The organism is Stenotrophomonas acidaminiphila (genome assembly GCA_002951995.1).
In the GTDB taxonomy this organism is placed as follows: domain Bacteria; phylum Pseudomonadota; class Gammaproteobacteria; order Xanthomonadales; family Xanthomonadaceae; genus Stenotrophomonas; species Stenotrophomonas acidaminiphila_A.
Map to the genome: position 1 here is coordinate 3,305,291 of CP019797.1, position 16,023 is coordinate 3,321,313.

A 16,023-nucleotide genomic window follows, 5' to 3' on the forward strand; every position below is an offset into this window, starting at 1 on the left:
CAGCCGGCACCGCGCGCTGTGCTTCGCGCGGCTGTCGGCAGGTCTTCGGACTCATGGGCGCGGAGGCGGGGGCCTCCTCCTACTTCCGCCGCTTCCCAAGGCATCGGGCCTCAGTGCTGGGTGGCGGGTTCGTTCCCAATTACCGCTGCGGGGCAGTGCCGGACTGGCCATTGAAGGCGTCACCGGCTTCCCTTTCAATCCGGCGGGGAGCAACCCGCCAGAACCGACGGGCCACAAGATAGTGGGGGTGACCGGCCAGGTCAACGCCAAATATTGTGGATGGCCGCGCTCCCCTTGTGGCACAAGCGATCGCCTCCGGAGCAGCAGGCCGGCACGGGACCGACTGCTCATCAGGACTGCGCAGTCAACCCTTTGGAGGCCAATTGGCGGGTAGGAAAACGCCTCACGCATTCATCGTCCGATACCCCAGTTGCAGCGCCATGACTTCCGGCGGGCGCCCGGCCACGGCGCGGCCGGCGATCCTGTCGGCCCTTCGAATGGATTCCCCGCATGCGCCGCCTGCTCCTCGCCGCTGCCCTGCTCGCCCTGCCATGCCTGTCCGCGCAGGCCGGCCCGGTGAAGGCGCCGGCGCTGTCGTCCACCCAGTGCGGGGTCAGCACCGATTACGACGTGCTGGTCGACGGCGGCGGCATCTGGCTGCGGCAGCGCGACGCCAGCCCGCGCGAGATCGTGTTCCACGATGGCGAGCTGAGCATCGACGGGCGCATGCAGGTGGTCAGTGCCGCGGACGCGCAACGCCTGCGGGTACTGGAGACCGGGGTGCGTCAGTTGATGCCGGCAGTCACCGGCATCGCAAATGAATCGGTGGGCATCAGCTTCGACGTGCTGGACATGGTGTACGGCTCCATGACCGGCAACTTCGATTCGCGCAAGGTGCGCGCGCTGCGCAGGGACGCCGAGCGCTTCGTCGCCTCCACCATCGGCCGCGGGCGCTGGGAGCAGGATCTGTTCGGCGAGGGTTTCGAACAGCGCGTGCAGGCATCGGCCGAATCGCTCAAGGGCTCCCTCGCCCGCGGCCTGCTGTGGACCCTGCTCACCGGCGGCGAAGAGCGCATCGAGAAACGCACCGGCAAGATGGAAGCGGAGCTGGAGCCGAAGATCGAAGCGCGCGCCCGCGCCCTGGAGCAGCACGTGCAGTCCCTGTGTACCCAAGTCCTGGCGCTGGACCGGGTGCAGTCGGCGCTGGAGTTCCGCTACGACGGCCAGCCGCTGCGGATGATGAACGTCGGCGGCGGGGTACCGGCCACGGCGCCGATGGCGAAGGAACAGGCACCGGACAACCGCATCGAGCTGCCCTAAGCCCCTCTCCCCGCGGGAGCGGGGTCGGGGTGAGGGCGGTCAGGGCCGGTGGTTCACCGTCGTCGATGCCGCCCCCCTCATCCGCGCTTCGGACGGCTTCTGCCGCGGGGAGAGGGATCCCCCGGCCGACGACACGACGCCGGCGCTGCGCTCACCCCTGCGGCAGCTGCGCCAGTTCCTCGCGCACCAGCCGCAACACCAGCGCGTCCAGCGTATCCACCGAATAGTCGGCCACGTCATGCACGGTTTCGCGGCCCGGCCCGCTGCCCGGGTCGGACGCAACCTTGTAGGTGAGGAAGATGAAGCGCCCGCCGGTGTACTGGGCGATCTGCCGCTGCACGATCTCGCCGGTGGTGTCCTGCCCCGACGCGGCCACGCTGAACACCTTGATGCCCTTGCCCAGCGCCGCCAGCATGGTCTGGTCGTAGTGCGGCGGCGGATAGTCCATGTGCGGCGGTGCGTCGGCCAGCGACACCAGCAGCCGCGTGGTGGCCGGTCCGCGCCATGCCAGCGCCTGCACCGCATGCGCGAAGGCTTCGTTCATCGCCTCGGGCATGTCGCCGCCACCGCCGGCACGCACCCCGTCGAGCACCTGCTGGAACGCGGCGACGTTGCCGGTGAGGTCCCAGCTGCGCACGAAGTACTCGTCGCCGCGGTCGCGGTAGGTGACCAGGCCGAGGCACACGTCCGGGCGCGACGGCAGTTGCTCGATGCCGCGCACGATGTCGCGCAGCGAAGCGCGCAGCTTGTCGATCTCGTCGCCCATCGAGCCGGTGGCATCGACCATGAACACCAGGTCCAGGCGCGCGCGCGGGGTCGCCGCAGCGGTGGGCAGGCGCACTTCCAGCGCGTCCTTCTGCCCGCGCCGCAACTGCGCCCGGGCCTGCTGCCCGGCGCGGCGCACGTCGACCCGGTAGCTGGCCGAATCGCGGTCATCGAAAGCATTCAGGTGCAACCAGGCCTGGCCGCCGGCATCGGTGCGCGCCCACATGCGCGCGCCATTGGCCGCGGAGACGGCGACCTCGGCATCGGGCACCGGCCGGCCCTGCGCATCGATCACGTGCAGGCGCTGGCGCACCGACACGTCGCGCCCCAGCCGCGCCGCCTCGGGGTGGCGCTGCAGGAACTGCCGGAAGCCGCTGAAGTCGGCGTTGTCATCGACCACGCCGGCGGTCACCGGCGTGGCCGGGCGCTGCATCGCCGGTGGCGACGACGCGGCGCGCGCGTCCGCCACCTCCGATACCCTGACCGCCGCGTCGACGGCAATCATGGGGGCCGGCGGCGGAGGCGGCGGCGCCATCTCGTGCAGTTCCCTGCGATGCGGAACCTTGCCGACCAGGGTGGGGATCTCGCGCACCCGCTCCGGTGGCTGCGGATCCGGCACCTCGCGCATCCGCGGCGTGTCGCTGCACACGCTGGCCGCCGGCGCGCGGAAATCCGCGGTGGTCTGGCGCCGGCGCGTGGGCACGGGCGCCTGCAGGTCGGGCTGCACCACGGCGGGGGCGGGCGCCGGTGGCGGCCACCGCGGCTCGCCGGCGAGCGCCGGCAGCCCGGCCAGCAGCGTCAGCGCGAACGCCATCGAACGTACCGGCGGACGCCGGAAGGCCATGCTTGCGTGCTTCATCTGCGTACTCCGTTGCTTGCGGGGTGGGCCGCGGCGGCGGCAGGCGCGGAACAGAACGGATGACGGCGAACAACGGGGTTGGGGGACCACGCCCCGGGGGCAGCCCCGGCACGCGGCCACGGGTTACAGGCGGTGGGCGGTACCCAGGTACTCGGCGCTCTGCATCTCGATCAGGCGGCTGGCGGTGCGCTCGAAGGCACCGGCCAGGCGGGTGCCGGAATAGAGCAGCGGCGGCGGGTCCTGCGCGGTGCACACCAGGTTCACCTGGCGGTCGTAGAGCTCGTCGATCAGGTTGACGAAGCGCCGCGCGGCATCTTCGTTCAGGCGGTCGAAGTGCGGGATGCCGCCCAGCAGCACGGTGTTGAACTCGCGCGCGATCTCGATGTAGTCCGACGGCCCGCGCGGGCCTTCGCACAGCGCCGCGAAATCGAACCAGACGATGCTCTTGCCACGCCCGCGCACGGGGATCTTGCGCCCCTCGATCTGGATGTTGCCGGCGCGCGCGTCCTGGCCGCCGCTCAGCTCCTTCCAGCGCCGCTCCAGCCAGGCGTCGCTGTCGCCTTCCAGCGGCGCGCGGTACACCGGCGAGCGGGTCAGCGCGCGCATGCGGTAGTCCTCGGTGCCTTCGGCGTACAGCTCCACGCAGTACTTCTGCAGCAGGGCGATGGCCGGCAGGAAGCTGTCGCGCTGCAGGCCGTTGAGATACAGGTTCTCCACCGCGGTGTTGGAGGTGGTCACCAGGGTCACGCCTTCGGCGAACAGCCGTTCCAACAAGCGCGCCAGCAGCATCGCGTCGCCGATGTCGGTGACGAAGAACTCGTCCAGCACCAGCACCCGCAGCCTGCTGCGCCATTCCTGGGCGATCTTGGCCAGCGGGTCGCTCTGGCCCTGGTGTTCACGCAGGCGCTCGTGGATGCCGCGCATGAAACGGTGGAAGTGGGTGCGGTACTTCTGCTCGATCGGCAGGCCGTCGTAGAACAGGTCGACCAGGAAGGTCTTGCCGCGGCCGACGCCGCCCCAGAAATACAGGCCCTTGACCGGCCCGGGCTTCTTCCAGAAGGCCGACAGCCGGTCGAGCCAGCCGTCCTGCGCCGAATCGACGATGGCCTCGTGGATGCGGTCCAGTTCGGCCAGTGCCGGGTGCTGGGCCGGATCGTCGCGCCAGTCGCCACGGGCCACGCCGGCGGCGTAGCGCTGCGAGGGGGTCGTCGCCTCCATGCTCAGCAACTGCCGTCGGGCAGCCAGCGCCGCACTTCGTGCTGGATCGCGCCACGCAGGTCGATCAGCTTGCGATGGAAGAAATGGCTGGTGTCGGGCATGCGCACCAGCTGCGGCGGGTCGGCCAGCGTCTCCAGCCACGCATAGACCGCCTGCGCGTCGACCACCTCGTCGGCGTCGCCCTGCACCACCAGCCACTGCGCCGGCGGCTGCAGCGCGTCGAAATCCCAGGTGCGGCGGCCGACCGGCGGCGCGATCGAGATCAGCGCCTGCGGCGCCAGCGCGCCACTGGCGCGCAGCGAGACGTAGGCGCCGAAGCTGAAACCGGCCAGCCACAGCGCGCAGTCCGGGCGCTGTGCGCGCACCCAGGCCACCACCGCGCGCAGGTCGTCCTGCTCGCCTTCGCCGTTGTCGTAGCTGCCGGCCGAAGCGCCGACACTGCGGAAATTGAAGCGCACCGTGGTGATGCCCAGCTCGCGCAGCGCGCGCGCGGCCATGGTCACCACCTTGTTGTGCATGCTGCCGCCTTCGGTGGACAGCGGGTGGCAGATGACGGCGACGACCGGCCGCGCGGCGACATCGCCCTCGGGCGGATCGACCGCGACCTCGAGCGGCCCGCAGGGGCCCTCGAGCATCAGCACCGCCGGTTCGCGGGGAAAGGAAGGATTGCTCATGCCGCCATAATACCGGCCCCCTTCACCGGCTTCACCGCCATCCCCGGTAGCGACGGCAATGCCTTTCCTGATCCTGAGCGTGATCTGCAGCGTGCTGGTCTCGGTCCTGCTGAAGCTGGCGCCGCGGCGCGGCATCGACATCGCCCAGGCCGTGACCTGGAACTACCTGGCGGCCAGCGTGCTGTCGCTGCTGCTGCTCAGGCCGTCGCTGCAGTCGCTGCGCGACGGCCATGCGCCGTGGCCGGCGCTGCTCGGCCTGGCGCTGGCGCTGCCGGGCATCTTCCTGGTGCTGGCGCGCGCCGTGCGCGAAGCCGGCATCGTGCGCAGCGACGTCGCGCAGCGGCTGTCGCTGCTGCTGTCGCTGGGCGCGGCGTTCGTGCTGTTCGGCGAACACGCCAATGGCTGGAAACTGGCCGGGCTGGGGCTGGGCGTGTTGGCCATCGTCGGCGTGAGTGCGCGCAGCGGCGAGCGCGGCGCCGGCACGGCGTCGAGCTGGCGCTGGCTGCTGGCGGTATGGGCCGGCTTCGCGCTGATCGACATCCTGCTCAAGCAGGTGGCACTGGCCGGCACCCCGGCCACCGCGGCGCTGCTGGCCAGCTTCGCCATCGCCTTCGTGCTGATGCTGGGCTGGCAGCTGCTGCGCCACTACCGCGGCCGCCAGCGGCTGCAGGCGCGCAACCTTGGCTTCGGCCTGCTGCTGGGCGCGATCAACTTCGGCAACATCCTGTTCTACGTGCGCGCGCACCAGGCGTTGCCGCACAGCCCGGCCACCATCTTCGCCGGCATGAACATCGGCGTGGTGTGCCTGGGTGCGCTGGTCGGCGTACTGGCCTTCGGCGAGAAGACCAGCGCCTGGAACCGCCTGGGTCTGGGCCTGGCGGTGGTGGCGATCGCGCTGATCGCGCGCGGCGCGCAGGGCTGAGCCTGCAGAACGGCCTCCTTGTCCGGGGGATGATCCGCCTCATTATGTTACTTTGTAACAAATAGAGCCGATCCGATGAAGCATGCCGCCGCCCTGTTCGATGTCTCCGCCCTCGCCCTGTCCGGCCTGTGCCTGCTGCACTGCCTGGCGCTGCCGCTGCTGGCCGCGCTGCTGCCGCTGTTCGGCACCTGGAGCGAGGCCGAATGGGTACATGGGCTGTTCGTGCTGATCGCCGCGCCGCTGACCAGCTACGCGCTGTGGCGCGCGCATCGCCACCGCCCGCTGCCGGCCGCGCTGTGGCTGCTGGCGGGCACCGGGCTGGCACTGCTGCTGGCCGGGGCGTGCGGCGGGCTGGGCGCGCGGGCCGAAACGCCGCTTACCGTCGCCGGCAGCCTGGCACTGGCCAGCGCCCACCTGTGGAACGCGGCGCGGCGGCACGCGCACTGACGGTCACCGGCCCCAGGCGCATGGGACCGGCGCCCGCTTCGCCCGGGCTCAGGGATCGAAGCCCAGCAGCAGCGGATCGTGGTCCGAGCTGCGCCACGGGCCGGGTACGTTGCGCCCCTGGTAGCCGGCGTCGTCGGCTTCATCGGCGTTGATGTGCCATTCGGCCGCGCCCTTCAACCGCGCCGCCATGCCCGGGTTGAGCAGCGCGTGGTCCAGGCGCCCGGTCAAGCCGTTGTAGACGTAGCTGTAAGGCTGGGGCACGCCGGCCACCTTGAACGCGTCGCGCCAGCCATCGGCCTGCAGCTGGCGGATCGGTGCTTCCATCGCATAGGCGTTGAAGTCACCCAGCAACACCGCATCGGCGCTGCCACTGCCGGTCGGGTCGCGCTGCAGCCACTGGTGCAGCAGGCGCGCCGATTCCACCCGGGTAGCAGTCCAGCAGCCCTGGCCGTCGTTCTGGTCGGCGTCGGCGCCACTGGCCTCGCTGCAGCCCTTGGATTTGAAATGGTTGGCCACGACCACGAACGGCCGGCCCTTGCGGCCCATGCGGAACGCCTGCGCCAGCGGTACCCGGCTGCGCTCGCCGAACGGCTCGCGCTCCAGCACCGCCGGCTTGCCCACCGGCGCCACCCGCGCGGCGCGGTAGATGATGCCCACGCGGATCGGGTTGTCGCCCGGCCCCTTGCCGGCGTCGACGAACGCCCAGTGGCGGTCCTTGCCCTGCCCCTCGTTGAGTGCGCGCACCAGCCCGGCGATCGCCGAGTCCGGGCCGTAGCCGTCGTTCTCCAGTTCCATCAGCGCGGCCACGTCCGCGTCGAGGCCGCGGATGGTGGCGACCAGCTTGGCCTGCTGCGCCTGGAACTGCGCGAACGTCTTGGCGCCGCGCAGGGTCGGGAAGCCGCCGCCGTGGCCATCGCCGTTGAAGTAGTTCTCCAGGTTGAACGCGGCGATGCGCAGTGCGCCGGCCACCACCGGCGGCTGCGGCCGCTCGATCGCCGGCACCGGCAGCGCGGCGGTCAGCTGCAGGCGGTAGTCGCCGTCATGGCGCTGGTCGACCACGCCCTCGACGCCGCGGAACACCATGCCGGTGCGCAGCTGCGCGGCCTCGGGCAGGTAGGACACGCGGCCCGGATCGCGCTGGCTGCTGCCGTCGTCCAGGCGCAGCCGGCGGCGCGCGTTGTCGGCTACCAGCGCCGCGTTCTCCGCGGTGCCGGCGGCGGCCAACTCGGTCGGCTGCCACAGCCGCCCGTCGAAGGCCACGGCCAGCTCGCCGTGACGCGCCAGCTGGTCCTGCCCGGCCAGGGTCAGCGGTGCGGTGATGCGCACCTTCATCCCTTCCAGCGCTTCCCAGCTGGCGGGCACGGCGTCCAGCACGGTGACCGCGGGCGCGGGGCGGGCACGGGCCGCGGCCAGCGTCTCGGCCTGCAGCGCGGTCAGGGTCTGGCCGCCCTTGCCGGCCGCCAGCTCCTGCACCGTGCCGGTGACACGCAGCCACTGCCCCGCGGGCAGCGCGCGCGCCGGGTCCAGCTGCACGAACAGCGCATCGGACGTGGCCGGATCGCCATCGCCGGCATCCTGCAGGAAGACGCCGCCGAGCCCGGCGCGCAGGTCGGCGGTGACGAACCCCTCGATGGTGACCTGGCGCCCTTCCAGCGGGCTGCGCGGGCCACTGCCCTGCACCTGGCCGATGGCGGTGACCGCCGGCCCCCGGGCGAGCGCCTGCGGCGCAAGGGCCAGGGACAGCGAGAGGGCGAGCAGCGGGGGAAGATGGCGCATGGGGCGGACTCCAGAACGGCGGAAAGCAAAGCGCCGCCCGGGAGGGCGGCGCCGCGTGTCCATGATGGGCACGTTTTATTTCAGGTTTGCCAGCATCCAGTCGACGGTGGCGTGGATCTGCTCGTCGCTCAGGCCGGCGTTGCCACCCTTGGGCGGCATCACCCCGCCGTCGGGGCCGGTATAGCCCTCGATGGCGTGCTTGTAGAGCGTCTCCTTGCCTTGGGCGATGCGCTTGTCCCAGTGCGCATGGTCCAGGGTCGGCGCCATGCCCACGCCGGTCAGGTGGCACGCGGTGCACAGCTTGTCGAAGATCACCTTGCCATCGAGCGTGCCGCCGTAGGCGCCGCCCGCGGCCGCGGCCTGCGCTGCCGCGGCTTCGGCCGCCGCGGCCTGCGCCGCGGCGCCGGTGCTGCCCGCGTAGACCGCGCCGGCCGGGGCGATGCGCTGCTCGACGCGCGCGACCGCCTGCGGGGATGCTTCGGTGGGAATCGCGCGCTGCAGGAACGACGCGAAGATGATCAACCCGACCGTGACGACAGCCAAGATGGCGATCACGATGGAGAAGCGCTTCAGGAACTGCAGGTCGTAATTCCGCACGTATCAACACCCCTGGCAAGTAGTCGGTGGACCACAGCTACCGGCGGAGTATAGACCAGCGCCCCCACCCACCGGCAACGGGCACCGGTGGCCAGGGGCCGGCCGCGATCAGGTGCGCTGCGCGCCGATGCCGGCACCGGCCGCGCGCAGGCACAGGGCCCCGATCGCCTCGACCAGCGGCTCGCCACCGCGCAGTCCGTCACGGCTGGGCGCGGTCGGGCCGACCAGTGCCTCGGTGAACGCACCGACGATGCAGGCCGCGCCCACGTCCAGGTCCTGCGGCGGGAACTCACCACTGCGCACGCCGTCGCCGAGGATGCGTTTGAACACGTCGCCGAACAGGCGGCGACAGCGGATGCGCTCGGCCTCGACCTCCGGGTCCACCGGTTCGGCGATGAAGGCATAGGCCAGCGCCGGCCCGGCCAGTGCACGGCGCACGAAGGAGGCCACCGCCTGCTGCAGGCGCAGCGCGGCCGGCTGCGGCTGGTCGGCGATGGCCGAGAGGATGTCCAGCTCATGCTCGACCGCGGCGGTGAGCACTTCCACGAACAGGTCGGCCTTGGACGGGAAATGGCGATAGATCAGGCCGGTGGATACCCCGGCCTCGGCCGCCACCGCGGTGACCGGCGCATTGCGGTAGCCGCCGGCGGCGACCAGCCGGCGGGCCGCGGCCAGGATCGCCTCGCGGTTGCCGGCGAGGCGCTTTTCCATCAGTTCCGAACGTTTGTAGGCCATGGGCTGATTCTAGGTTCAATTATTGAATTTGTATTCACTTTTTCACGGAGACCGGCTAGGCTGCGCGCAAACGCCCGTGCCGACGGTCCGCCCGTCCCCCTCCCGGAGCGCCCACCCGTCCTGCCGTACCGGAGCCGCCCCCATGCACGTCCCCACCCTTTCCTTCGATCTCGGCGAAGAGATCGACATGCTGCGCGCGAGCGTGGCCCAGTTCGCCGCCGCGCACATCGCGCCGCTGGCGGCCGCTGCCGACGCCGGCAACCAGTTTCCCAATGCGCTCTGGCGCCAGCTGGGCGAGCAGGGCCTGCTCGGCATGACCGTGGAGGAAGAATACGGCGGCAGCGGCATGGGGTATCTCGCCCACGTGGTGGCGATGGAGGAAATCTCGCGCGCCTCCGGCGGCATCGGCCTGTCCTACGGCGCGCACTCCAACCTGTGCCTGAACCAGCTGCGCAAGAACGCCAGCGAGGCGCAGAAGCACAGGTACCTGCCGAAGCTGTGCAGCGGCGAGCACGTCGGCGCGCTGGCGATGAGCGAGCCGGGCGCGGGGTCGGACGTGGTGTCGATGAAACTGCGCGCCGACCTGCGCGGCGACCACTACGTGCTCAACGGCAACAAGATGTGGATCACCAACGGCCCGGATGCCGACGTGCTGGTGGTCTACGCCAAGACCGACCCGGAGGCCGGGTCGCGCGGCATCACCGCCTTCATCGTCGAGAAGGGCATGAAGGGATTCTCCACCGCGCAGAAGCTGGACAAGCTGGGCATGCGCGCGTCCAACACCTGCGAGCTGGTGTTCCAGGACTGCGAAGTGCCGGTGGAGAACGTGCTCGGCGAGGTCGGCGGTGGGGTCAAGGTGCTGATGTCCGGCCTGGACTACGAACGCGTGGTGCTGTCCGGCGGCCCGCTCGGGCTGATGGCCGCGGCGCTGGACGTGGTGCTGCCGTACGTGCACGAGCGCCGGCAGTTCGGCGAGGCGATCGGTACTTTCCAGCTGATCCAGGCCAAGCTGGCGGACATGTACGTGGGCCTCAACGCGTGCCGTGCGTACGTGTATGCGGTGGCCAGGGCCTGCGACCAGGGCCGCACCACCCGCCAGGACGCGGCCGGCGCGATCCTGTACTCGGCCGAGAAGGCCACCTGGGCCGCCGGCGAGGCGATCCAGATCCTCGGCGGCAACGGCTACATCAACGAGTACCCGGCCGGGCGCCTGTGGCGCGACGCCAAGCTGTACGAGATCGGCGCCGGCACTTCGGAAATCCGCCGCATGCTGATCGGGCGCGAGCTGTTCCAGCGCACCGCGTGATCCAGGCCCGGCGACCGCCGGACCTCTCCCCGGGGGCTGGCAGGTGAACGGCATCGACGGGGTTCGCGCATCATGATCCCGGCGCGCCCCGCACCCGCCCTTCGGACGCCCCCACCGACGGCACCCAGGCCACCGCAGGAACCACTGCCATGAGCGTACTGAAAACCCAGCTGCAGCCCGGCAGCGAGACATTCGAAGCCAACCGCGCGGCGATGCAGGCGCTGGTCGACGACCTGCGCGCCACCCTGGAACGCACCGCGCGTGGTGGCAGCGATGCGGCCCGGGCCAAGCACACCGCGCGCGGCAAGCTGCTGGTGCGCGAGCGCATCGACGCGCTGCTCGACCCCGGCAGCGCGTTCCTCGAGATCGCGCCGCTGGCCGCGCACGGCATGTACGACGACCCGGTGCCCGGCGCCGGCATGGTCGCCGGCATCGGCCGCATCGAGGGCGTGGAATGCCTGGTCGTCGCCAACGACGCCACGGTCAAGGGCGGCACCTACTACCCGGTGACGGTCAAGAAGCACCTGCGCGCACAGGAGATCGCGCAGCAGAACCACCTGCCCTGCATCTACCTGGTCGATTCCGGGGCGCGTTCCTGCCGCTGCAGGACGAGGTGTTCCCCGACCGCGACCACTTCGGCCGCATCTTCTACAACCAGGCCAACCTGTCGGCGCAGGGCATTCCGCAGATCGCCTGCGTGATGGGCAGCTGCACCGCGGGCGGCGCCTATGTGCCGGCGATGAGCGACGAGACGGTGATCGTCAAGGAACAGGGCACCATCTTCCTCGGCGGCCCGCCGCTGGTGAAGGCGGCGACCGGCGAAGTGGTCAGCGCCGAGGAACTGGGCGGGGCCGACGTGCACACGCGCATTTCCGGCGTCGCCGACCACATGGCCGACAACGACCTGCAGGCGCTGGCGCGGGTGCGCGCCATCATCGCCAGCCTCAACTGGCGCAGGCCCGAGCCGCGCGTCGCGCTGCAGCCCGCCGACGCGCCGCTGTTCGATGCGCGCGAACTGTATGGCGTGATCCCCAGCGACACCCGCAAGCCCTATGACGTGCGCGAGGTGATCATGCGCATCGTCGACGGCTCGCGCTTCGACGAGTTCAAGCCGCGCTACGGCAACACCCTGGTCACCGGCTTCGCCCACGTGCATGGGCACCCGGTCGGCGTGATCGCCAACAACGGCATCCTGTTCTCCGAATCGGCGCTCAAGGGCGCGCACTTCATCGAGCTGTGCTGCCAGCGCGGGATCCCGCTGCTGTTCCTGCAGAACATCACCGGCTTCATGGTCGGCCGCAAATACGAACACGGCGGCATCGCCAAGGACGGCGCCAAGCTGGTGATGGCGGTGGCCAATGCGCGCGTGCCCAAGTACACGGTGGTGATCGGCGGCTCGTTCGGCGCCGGCAACTACGGCATGTGCGGCCGCGCCTATTCGCCGCATTTCCTGTGGATGTGGCCGAACGCGCGCATCGGGGTGATGGGCGGCGAACAGGCCGCCAGCGTGCTGGCCACGGTCAAGCGCGACGGCATCGAGGGCAAGGGCGGGCAGTGGCCGGCCGACGAGGAGGAGGCGTTCAAGGCGCCGATCCGCGAGCAGTTCGAACGCCAGGGCCACCCGTACTACGCCAGCGCGCGGTTGTGGGACGACGGGGTGATCGACCCGGCCGACACCCGCCGCATCCTCGGCCTGGCGCTGGCCGCCAGCCTCAACGCGCCGGCGCAGGACACGCGCTTCGGCGTGTTCCGGATGTAGTTCGCATGCGCGACGTTCCTGCAGCGGAAACAAGCGCAAGGGCTTTCGCTCCCCTTCGGGGAGCGAGTTACTTCTCTTTGCTCGTGCAAAGAGAAGCTAACCAAGAGAAACACGCCCTGCCTTCGCGTCCGACGCGCATTGCGCGCCGGATTCACTGCGCCGCCGGAATTTTCCGACGAGACATCCCTGTCTCGTCGGAAAACGACGTGCATCCATGCACGCCGCCCTTCGGGTTCCTACCGTCGGCTCCGTCGCTGCGGAAGGGGACCCTGAAGATCAACCGCAACCGCCCAGGCCGAAGCAACCGCAGGAACCTGCACACGGGTGCTTTTCCCCTTCTGCCGCCACCGCGCAGCACGTCATGGAATACGCCATGTTCGACAAGATCCTGATCGCCAACCGCGGCGAAATCGCCTGCCGCGTCATCGCCACCTGCCGCCGCCTGGGCATCGCCACCGTGGCGGTGTATTCGGACGCGGACCGCGACGCGCGGCACGTCCGACTGGCGGATGAGGCCGTGCGCATCGGCCCGGCACCGGCGGCGGAAAGCTACCTGCGCGGCGACGCCATCCTCGACGCCGCGCGCCGCACCGGCGCGCAGGCGATCCATCCCGGGTACGGCTTCCTGTCCGAGAACGCCGGTTTCGCCCGCGCCTGCGCCGAGGCCGGCATCGTCTTCATCGGCCCACCGGCCAGTGCGATCGACGCGATGGGCGACAAGAGTGCGGCCAAGGCGCTGATGCAGCAGGCCGGCGTGCCTCTGACGCCCGGCTACCACGGCGACCGCCAGGAACCGGCGTTCCTGCGCGCGCAGGCCGACGCCATCGGCTACCCGGTGCTGATCAAGGCCAGCGCCGGTGGCGGCGGCAAGGGCATGCGCAAGGTCGAGGCCAGCGCGGATTTCGACGCCGCCCTGGCCAGCTGCCAGCGCGAGGCGCAGTCCGCGTTCGGCAACGCGCACGTGCTGGTGGAGAAGTACATCGAACGGCCGCGGCACATCGAGATCCAGGTGTTCGGCGACAGCCATGGCAACGTCGTACACCTGTTCGAGCGCGATTGCTCGGTGCAGCGCCGCCACCAGAAGGTGCTGGAAGAAGCCCCCGCGCCGGGCATGACGCCCGAGCGCCGCGCGGCAATGGGCAAGGCCGCCACCGATGCCGCGCGCGCGGTCGGCTACGTCGGCGCGGGCACGGTGGAGTTCATCGCCGCGCCTACCGGCGAGTTCTGGTTCATGGAAATGAACACCCGCCTGCAGGTCGAGCACCCGGTGACCGAGATGATCACCGGCAACGACCTGGTGGAGTGGCAACTGCGCGTGGCCGCCGGGCAGCCGCTGCCGAAGACCCAGGCGCAGCTGGTCATCCGTGGCCACGCCATCGAGGCGCGGCTGTACGCCGAGGATGCCGACCGTGGGTTCCTGCCCTCCACCGGCACCCTGCGCCACCTGCGCCTGCCGCCGCCCGATGCCCACGTGCGGGTGGACGCCGGGGTCGAACCGGGCGATGCCATTACCCCGTACTACGACCCGATGATCGCCAAGCTGATCGTCTGGGACGAGGACCGCGACCGTGCCCTGCTGCGCATGCGGCGCGCACTGGCGCGCTGCCAAGTGGCCGGCGTCACCACCAATGCCGCGTTCCTGCATCGGCTGGTAGCAACCGCCTCCTTCCGCCATGCCGATCTCGACACCGCGTTGATCGAGCGCGAACGCGACGCGCTGGACATCGCCCAGCACGCCGCGAGCGACGCCGACTGGGCCGTGGCCGCGGTACTCGCCAGCGGGTCAGGCGCCGCAACGCCGGCCGATGCGTCTGCCTGGTCCATCGCCGACGGCTGGCGCCTGACCGGCCCGGCCGCGCGCGCGGTCACGCTGGAATACCTGCAGCAGCAGCGCACGCTGCGGGTACGCCGCGACGCCGGCGGCTGGCAGGTCCACGGCGGCGACGGCGATCCGCTGCGGGTCGACGGCAAGGTGGACGGAGCGAGCTACGCCCTGCAGGCCGGCGGCCGCCTGTACCGCGGCGACGTCCTGCACGACGGCAATGCGCTCTACCTCTTCGGCGAAGGCGGCCAGCGCCGCTTCACCGTGCACGATCCGGTCGCCGAGGCCGACGCGGGCAGCGACCACGGTGGCAGCCTGCTGGCGCCAATGCCCGGCCGGGTCATTGCGCTGCTGGTCGAGCCGGGCAGCAGGGTCACCCGCGGCACCGCGCTGCTGGTGATGGAAGCGATGAAGATGGAACACACCCTGCAGGCGCCGGCCGACGGCGTGGTCAACGGCTACCGCGTGCGCGGCGGCGACCAGGTGGGCGACGGCGCGGTGCTGGTGGATTTCGAGGCGGGCTGATCAGCTCCAGCCCGCGCGAAACCGCTCAGGCGTCACCTGGGGCAGGCCAGACACGGGCGAGCGGATCCAGTTCGGCGACCGCTCTCGCCGCCGCGCGCCATCCCATGCCGAAGATGGCCAGCGGGCCGGCCTTCATGGGGTCGAGCGAAAGCGTCTTTTCGATGTCGACCTCATTGATCGCGGAGGTCACGAAGGCGCCCAGCCCACATTCGGTGGCGGCCATGTACAGCGCCTGCGAGGCATGGCCGGCGTCGAGCATCATCGCCCGGTAGACCTTGCGGTGGTTGCGGTACTTCCAGAGACTGCGTTCGAAGCGACAGACCAGGATGACCAGCACGGCCGCATTGTCGAACCAGTGCTGGCCCGCCAGGAACCGCCCGGCCATGCCGGGGTCGAAGCGGCCGGCATCCACCGGCGCCAGCGCATGACGCAGCGGATGATAGTGATAGAGGCCAGGGTCGAGGCCTTCCACCCGCTGTATCAGCAGGCACGCATCCAGCGGATGCAGGCCACCGGCGGAAGGCACGTTCTTCTTCAGGAACACCAGGCCAGGTGCGGGCTCGACTTGTCCATGGACGCGGAACGTCTGCTGCAGGATGGCTGAAAGCTGCTCCATGGACATGGCCCGGCCTGGATCGAAGTTGCGGCAGGTCACCCGCATTCTTCCAAGTAGCTCCAGCCCACTGGCGGGAACCTCAGGAAGATCGACCCGCCCCGCCGTCAGGGAGTGATCCGGTACCGCCGGTGGGGGCTCGCCTAGCCGGCGGTGCAGGTCTTCGGCCGTCACCAGCTGGTTCCTTTCCATGTCGGCCACGCTGTCGACGCCTTGCCAACGCGAATGGCGGTGATGGATTGCCGCCAGCGGCCACCAGTTGCCATGGTCTGGCGCGCGCCGCAGGGTGCGCCCGTCACAGGGCTCCGCAGTCGTTTCCTCTGCCATCAGCAACTGCATTTCAAGCAGCGAGAGCACCAACGACCTGGACTCGGCGTCCGCGGGTAGCGCCTGCCAGCGCTGGGCGCTGCACTGGAGCAACCACAGGGCCTGCTCAGGACTTACCAACCGGTACTCATCCAGGTGGGCCGCCCATACCCGGATCTCGACGCGGGTCCGCAACCCATCGCCTCCGGCCAGCAGATCGCCGATATCCAGCGATGAAATCTCGTTCGGCTCCAGGACCAGGGCACCGCATCGACGTACTCTCACCTTCACTCCCCGCCCGCAGGACTCGACCTGCGGGGCATTTGATCAACGGACGCCTTTCGAATGTATGCTCTGCAGCGAATCTCCCGGATCCAAA

Annotated in this window: 12 protein-coding genes, 1 pseudogene and 1 riboswitch; of the genes and pseudogenes, 6 read left to right on the forward strand and 7 right to left on the reverse strand. The window is 70.5% G+C overall.

The annotated features are described in order from the left end of the window. Nucleotides 1–18: 18 nt before the first annotated feature. Nucleotides 19–243, reverse strand: a riboswitch (cobalamin riboswitch). Nucleotides 244–537: 294 nt separating this feature from the next. Continuing rightward, nucleotides 538–1,320 carry a hypothetical protein gene (locus tag B1L07_14805; GenBank protein ID AUZ56625.1) on the forward strand — a complete coding sequence of 261 codons (783 nt, stop codon included), beginning with the start codon at nucleotides 538–540 and terminating at the stop codon, nucleotides 1,318–1,320. Between the two features lie 151 nt (nucleotides 1,321–1,471). Here the strand turns inward: B1L07_14805 and B1L07_14810 are convergent, their stop codons facing one another. The 3 genes from B1L07_14810 to B1L07_14820 all read right to left on the reverse strand — a co-directional run bounded on the left by B1L07_14810 (nucleotide 1,472) and on the right by B1L07_14820 (nucleotide 4,836). Further along, nucleotides 1,472–2,944 (reverse strand): hypothetical protein, encoded by a 1,473-nt coding sequence (locus tag B1L07_14810; GenBank protein AUZ56149.1) that lies wholly within the window; start codon nucleotides 2,942–2,944, stop codon nucleotides 1,472–1,474. A gap of 123 nt (nucleotides 2,945–3,067) precedes the next feature. Further along, the gene (locus B1L07_14815; protein AUZ56626.1) at nucleotides 3,068–4,162 is read right to left on the reverse strand and encodes a cell division protein ZapE; all 1,095 of its coding nucleotides are present in this window, start codon (nucleotides 4,160–4,162) and stop codon (nucleotides 3,068–3,070) included. Between the two features lie 2 nt (nucleotides 4,163–4,164). Continuing rightward, the gene (locus B1L07_14820) at nucleotides 4,165–4,836 is read right to left on the reverse strand and encodes an alpha/beta hydrolase (GenBank protein AUZ56150.1); all 672 of its coding nucleotides are present in this window, start codon (nucleotides 4,834–4,836) and stop codon (nucleotides 4,165–4,167) included. A gap of 58 nt (nucleotides 4,837–4,894) precedes the next feature. On the opposite strand from B1L07_14820, the gene B1L07_14825 reads away from it, so the two are divergent. Then, nucleotides 4,895–5,758, forward strand: a complete 864-nt coding sequence (locus B1L07_14825; GenBank protein ID AUZ56151.1) for a hypothetical protein — start codon at nucleotides 4,895–4,897, stop codon at nucleotides 5,756–5,758. A 75-nt stretch (nucleotides 5,759–5,833) separates the two neighbouring features. Further along, nucleotides 5,834–6,205 (forward strand): hypothetical protein, encoded by a 372-nt coding sequence (locus B1L07_14830; GenBank protein AUZ56152.1) that lies wholly within the window; start codon nucleotides 5,834–5,836, stop codon nucleotides 6,203–6,205. A gap of 48 nt (nucleotides 6,206–6,253) precedes the next feature. On the opposite strand, the gene B1L07_14835 is transcribed toward B1L07_14830, so the two are convergent. The 3 genes from B1L07_14835 to B1L07_14845 form a co-directional block, all read right to left on the reverse strand. Next, nucleotides 6,254–7,981, reverse strand: a complete 1,728-nt coding sequence (locus B1L07_14835) for an endonuclease (protein ID AUZ56153.1) — start codon at nucleotides 7,979–7,981, stop codon at nucleotides 6,254–6,256. 75 nt (nucleotides 7,982–8,056) lie between these two features. Next, nucleotides 8,057–8,578 (reverse strand): cytochrome c5 family protein, encoded by a 522-nt coding sequence (locus B1L07_14840; protein AUZ56154.1) that lies wholly within the window; start codon nucleotides 8,576–8,578, stop codon nucleotides 8,057–8,059. 108 nt (nucleotides 8,579–8,686) lie between these two features. Continuing rightward, nucleotides 8,687–9,313 (reverse strand): TetR family transcriptional regulator, encoded by a 627-nt coding sequence (locus B1L07_14845; protein AUZ56155.1) that lies wholly within the window; start codon nucleotides 9,311–9,313, stop codon nucleotides 8,687–8,689. A 142-nt stretch (nucleotides 9,314–9,455) separates the two neighbouring features. Here B1L07_14845 and B1L07_14850 point away from each other — a divergent pair, with 142 nt between their 5' ends. The 3 genes and pseudogenes from B1L07_14850 (at nucleotide 9,456) to B1L07_14860 (ending at nucleotide 14,725) form a co-directional block, all read left to right on the forward strand. Beyond that, the gene (locus B1L07_14850) at nucleotides 9,456–10,619 is read left to right on the forward strand and encodes an acyl-CoA dehydrogenase (GenBank protein AUZ56156.1); all 1,164 of its coding nucleotides are present in this window, start codon (nucleotides 9,456–9,458) and stop codon (nucleotides 10,617–10,619) included. A gap of 149 nt (nucleotides 10,620–10,768) precedes the next feature. Then, nucleotides 10,769–12,378 (forward strand): annotated as a pseudogene (locus tag B1L07_14855) (methylcrotonoyl-CoA carboxylase). A 373-nt stretch (nucleotides 12,379–12,751) separates the two neighbouring features. Then, nucleotides 12,752–14,725 (forward strand): 3-methylcrotonyl-CoA carboxylase, encoded by a 1,974-nt coding sequence (locus B1L07_14860; protein AUZ56627.1) that lies wholly within the window; start codon nucleotides 12,752–12,754, stop codon nucleotides 14,723–14,725. Nucleotides 14,726–14,750: 25 nt separating this feature from the next. On the opposite strand, the gene B1L07_14865 is transcribed toward B1L07_14860, so the two are convergent. Continuing rightward, entirely contained in the window at nucleotides 14,751–15,929 is a 1,179-nt protein-coding gene (locus B1L07_14865; GenBank protein AUZ56628.1) for a putative peptide maturation dehydrogenase, read from the reverse strand. Between the last annotated feature and the right edge of the window lie 94 nt (nucleotides 15,930–16,023).

Excerpts from the sequence above, each read along its gene's own strand:
- B1L07_14810 (AUZ56149.1), bottom strand. The coding sequence starts at position 2,944 with ATGAAGCACGCAAGCATGGCCTTCCGGCGTCCGCCGGTACGTTCGATG.
- B1L07_14815 (AUZ56626.1), bottom strand. The coding sequence starts at position 4,162 with ATGGAGGCGACGACCCCCTCGCAGCGCTACGCCGCCGGCGTGGCCCGT.
- B1L07_14820 (AUZ56150.1), bottom strand. The coding sequence starts at position 4,836 with ATGAGCAATCCTTCCTTTCCCCGCGAACCGGCGGTGCTGATGCTCGAG.
- B1L07_14825 (AUZ56151.1), top strand. The coding sequence starts at position 4,895 with ATGCCTTTCCTGATCCTGAGCGTGATCTGCAGCGTGCTGGTCTCGGTC.
- B1L07_14830 (AUZ56152.1), top strand. The coding sequence starts at position 5,834 with ATGAAGCATGCCGCCGCCCTGTTCGATGTCTCCGCCCTCGCCCTGTCC.
- B1L07_14835 (AUZ56153.1), bottom strand. The coding sequence starts at position 7,981 with ATGCGCCATCTTCCCCCGCTGCTCGCCCTCTCGCTGTCCCTGGCCCTT.
- B1L07_14845 (AUZ56155.1), bottom strand. The coding sequence starts at position 9,313 with ATGGCCTACAAACGTTCGGAACTGATGGAAAAGCGCCTCGCCGGCAAC.
- B1L07_14850 (AUZ56156.1), top strand. The coding sequence starts at position 9,456 with ATGCACGTCCCCACCCTTTCCTTCGATCTCGGCGAAGAGATCGACATG.
- B1L07_14860 (AUZ56627.1), top strand. The coding sequence starts at position 12,752 with ATGTTCGACAAGATCCTGATCGCCAACCGCGGCGAAATCGCCTGCCGC.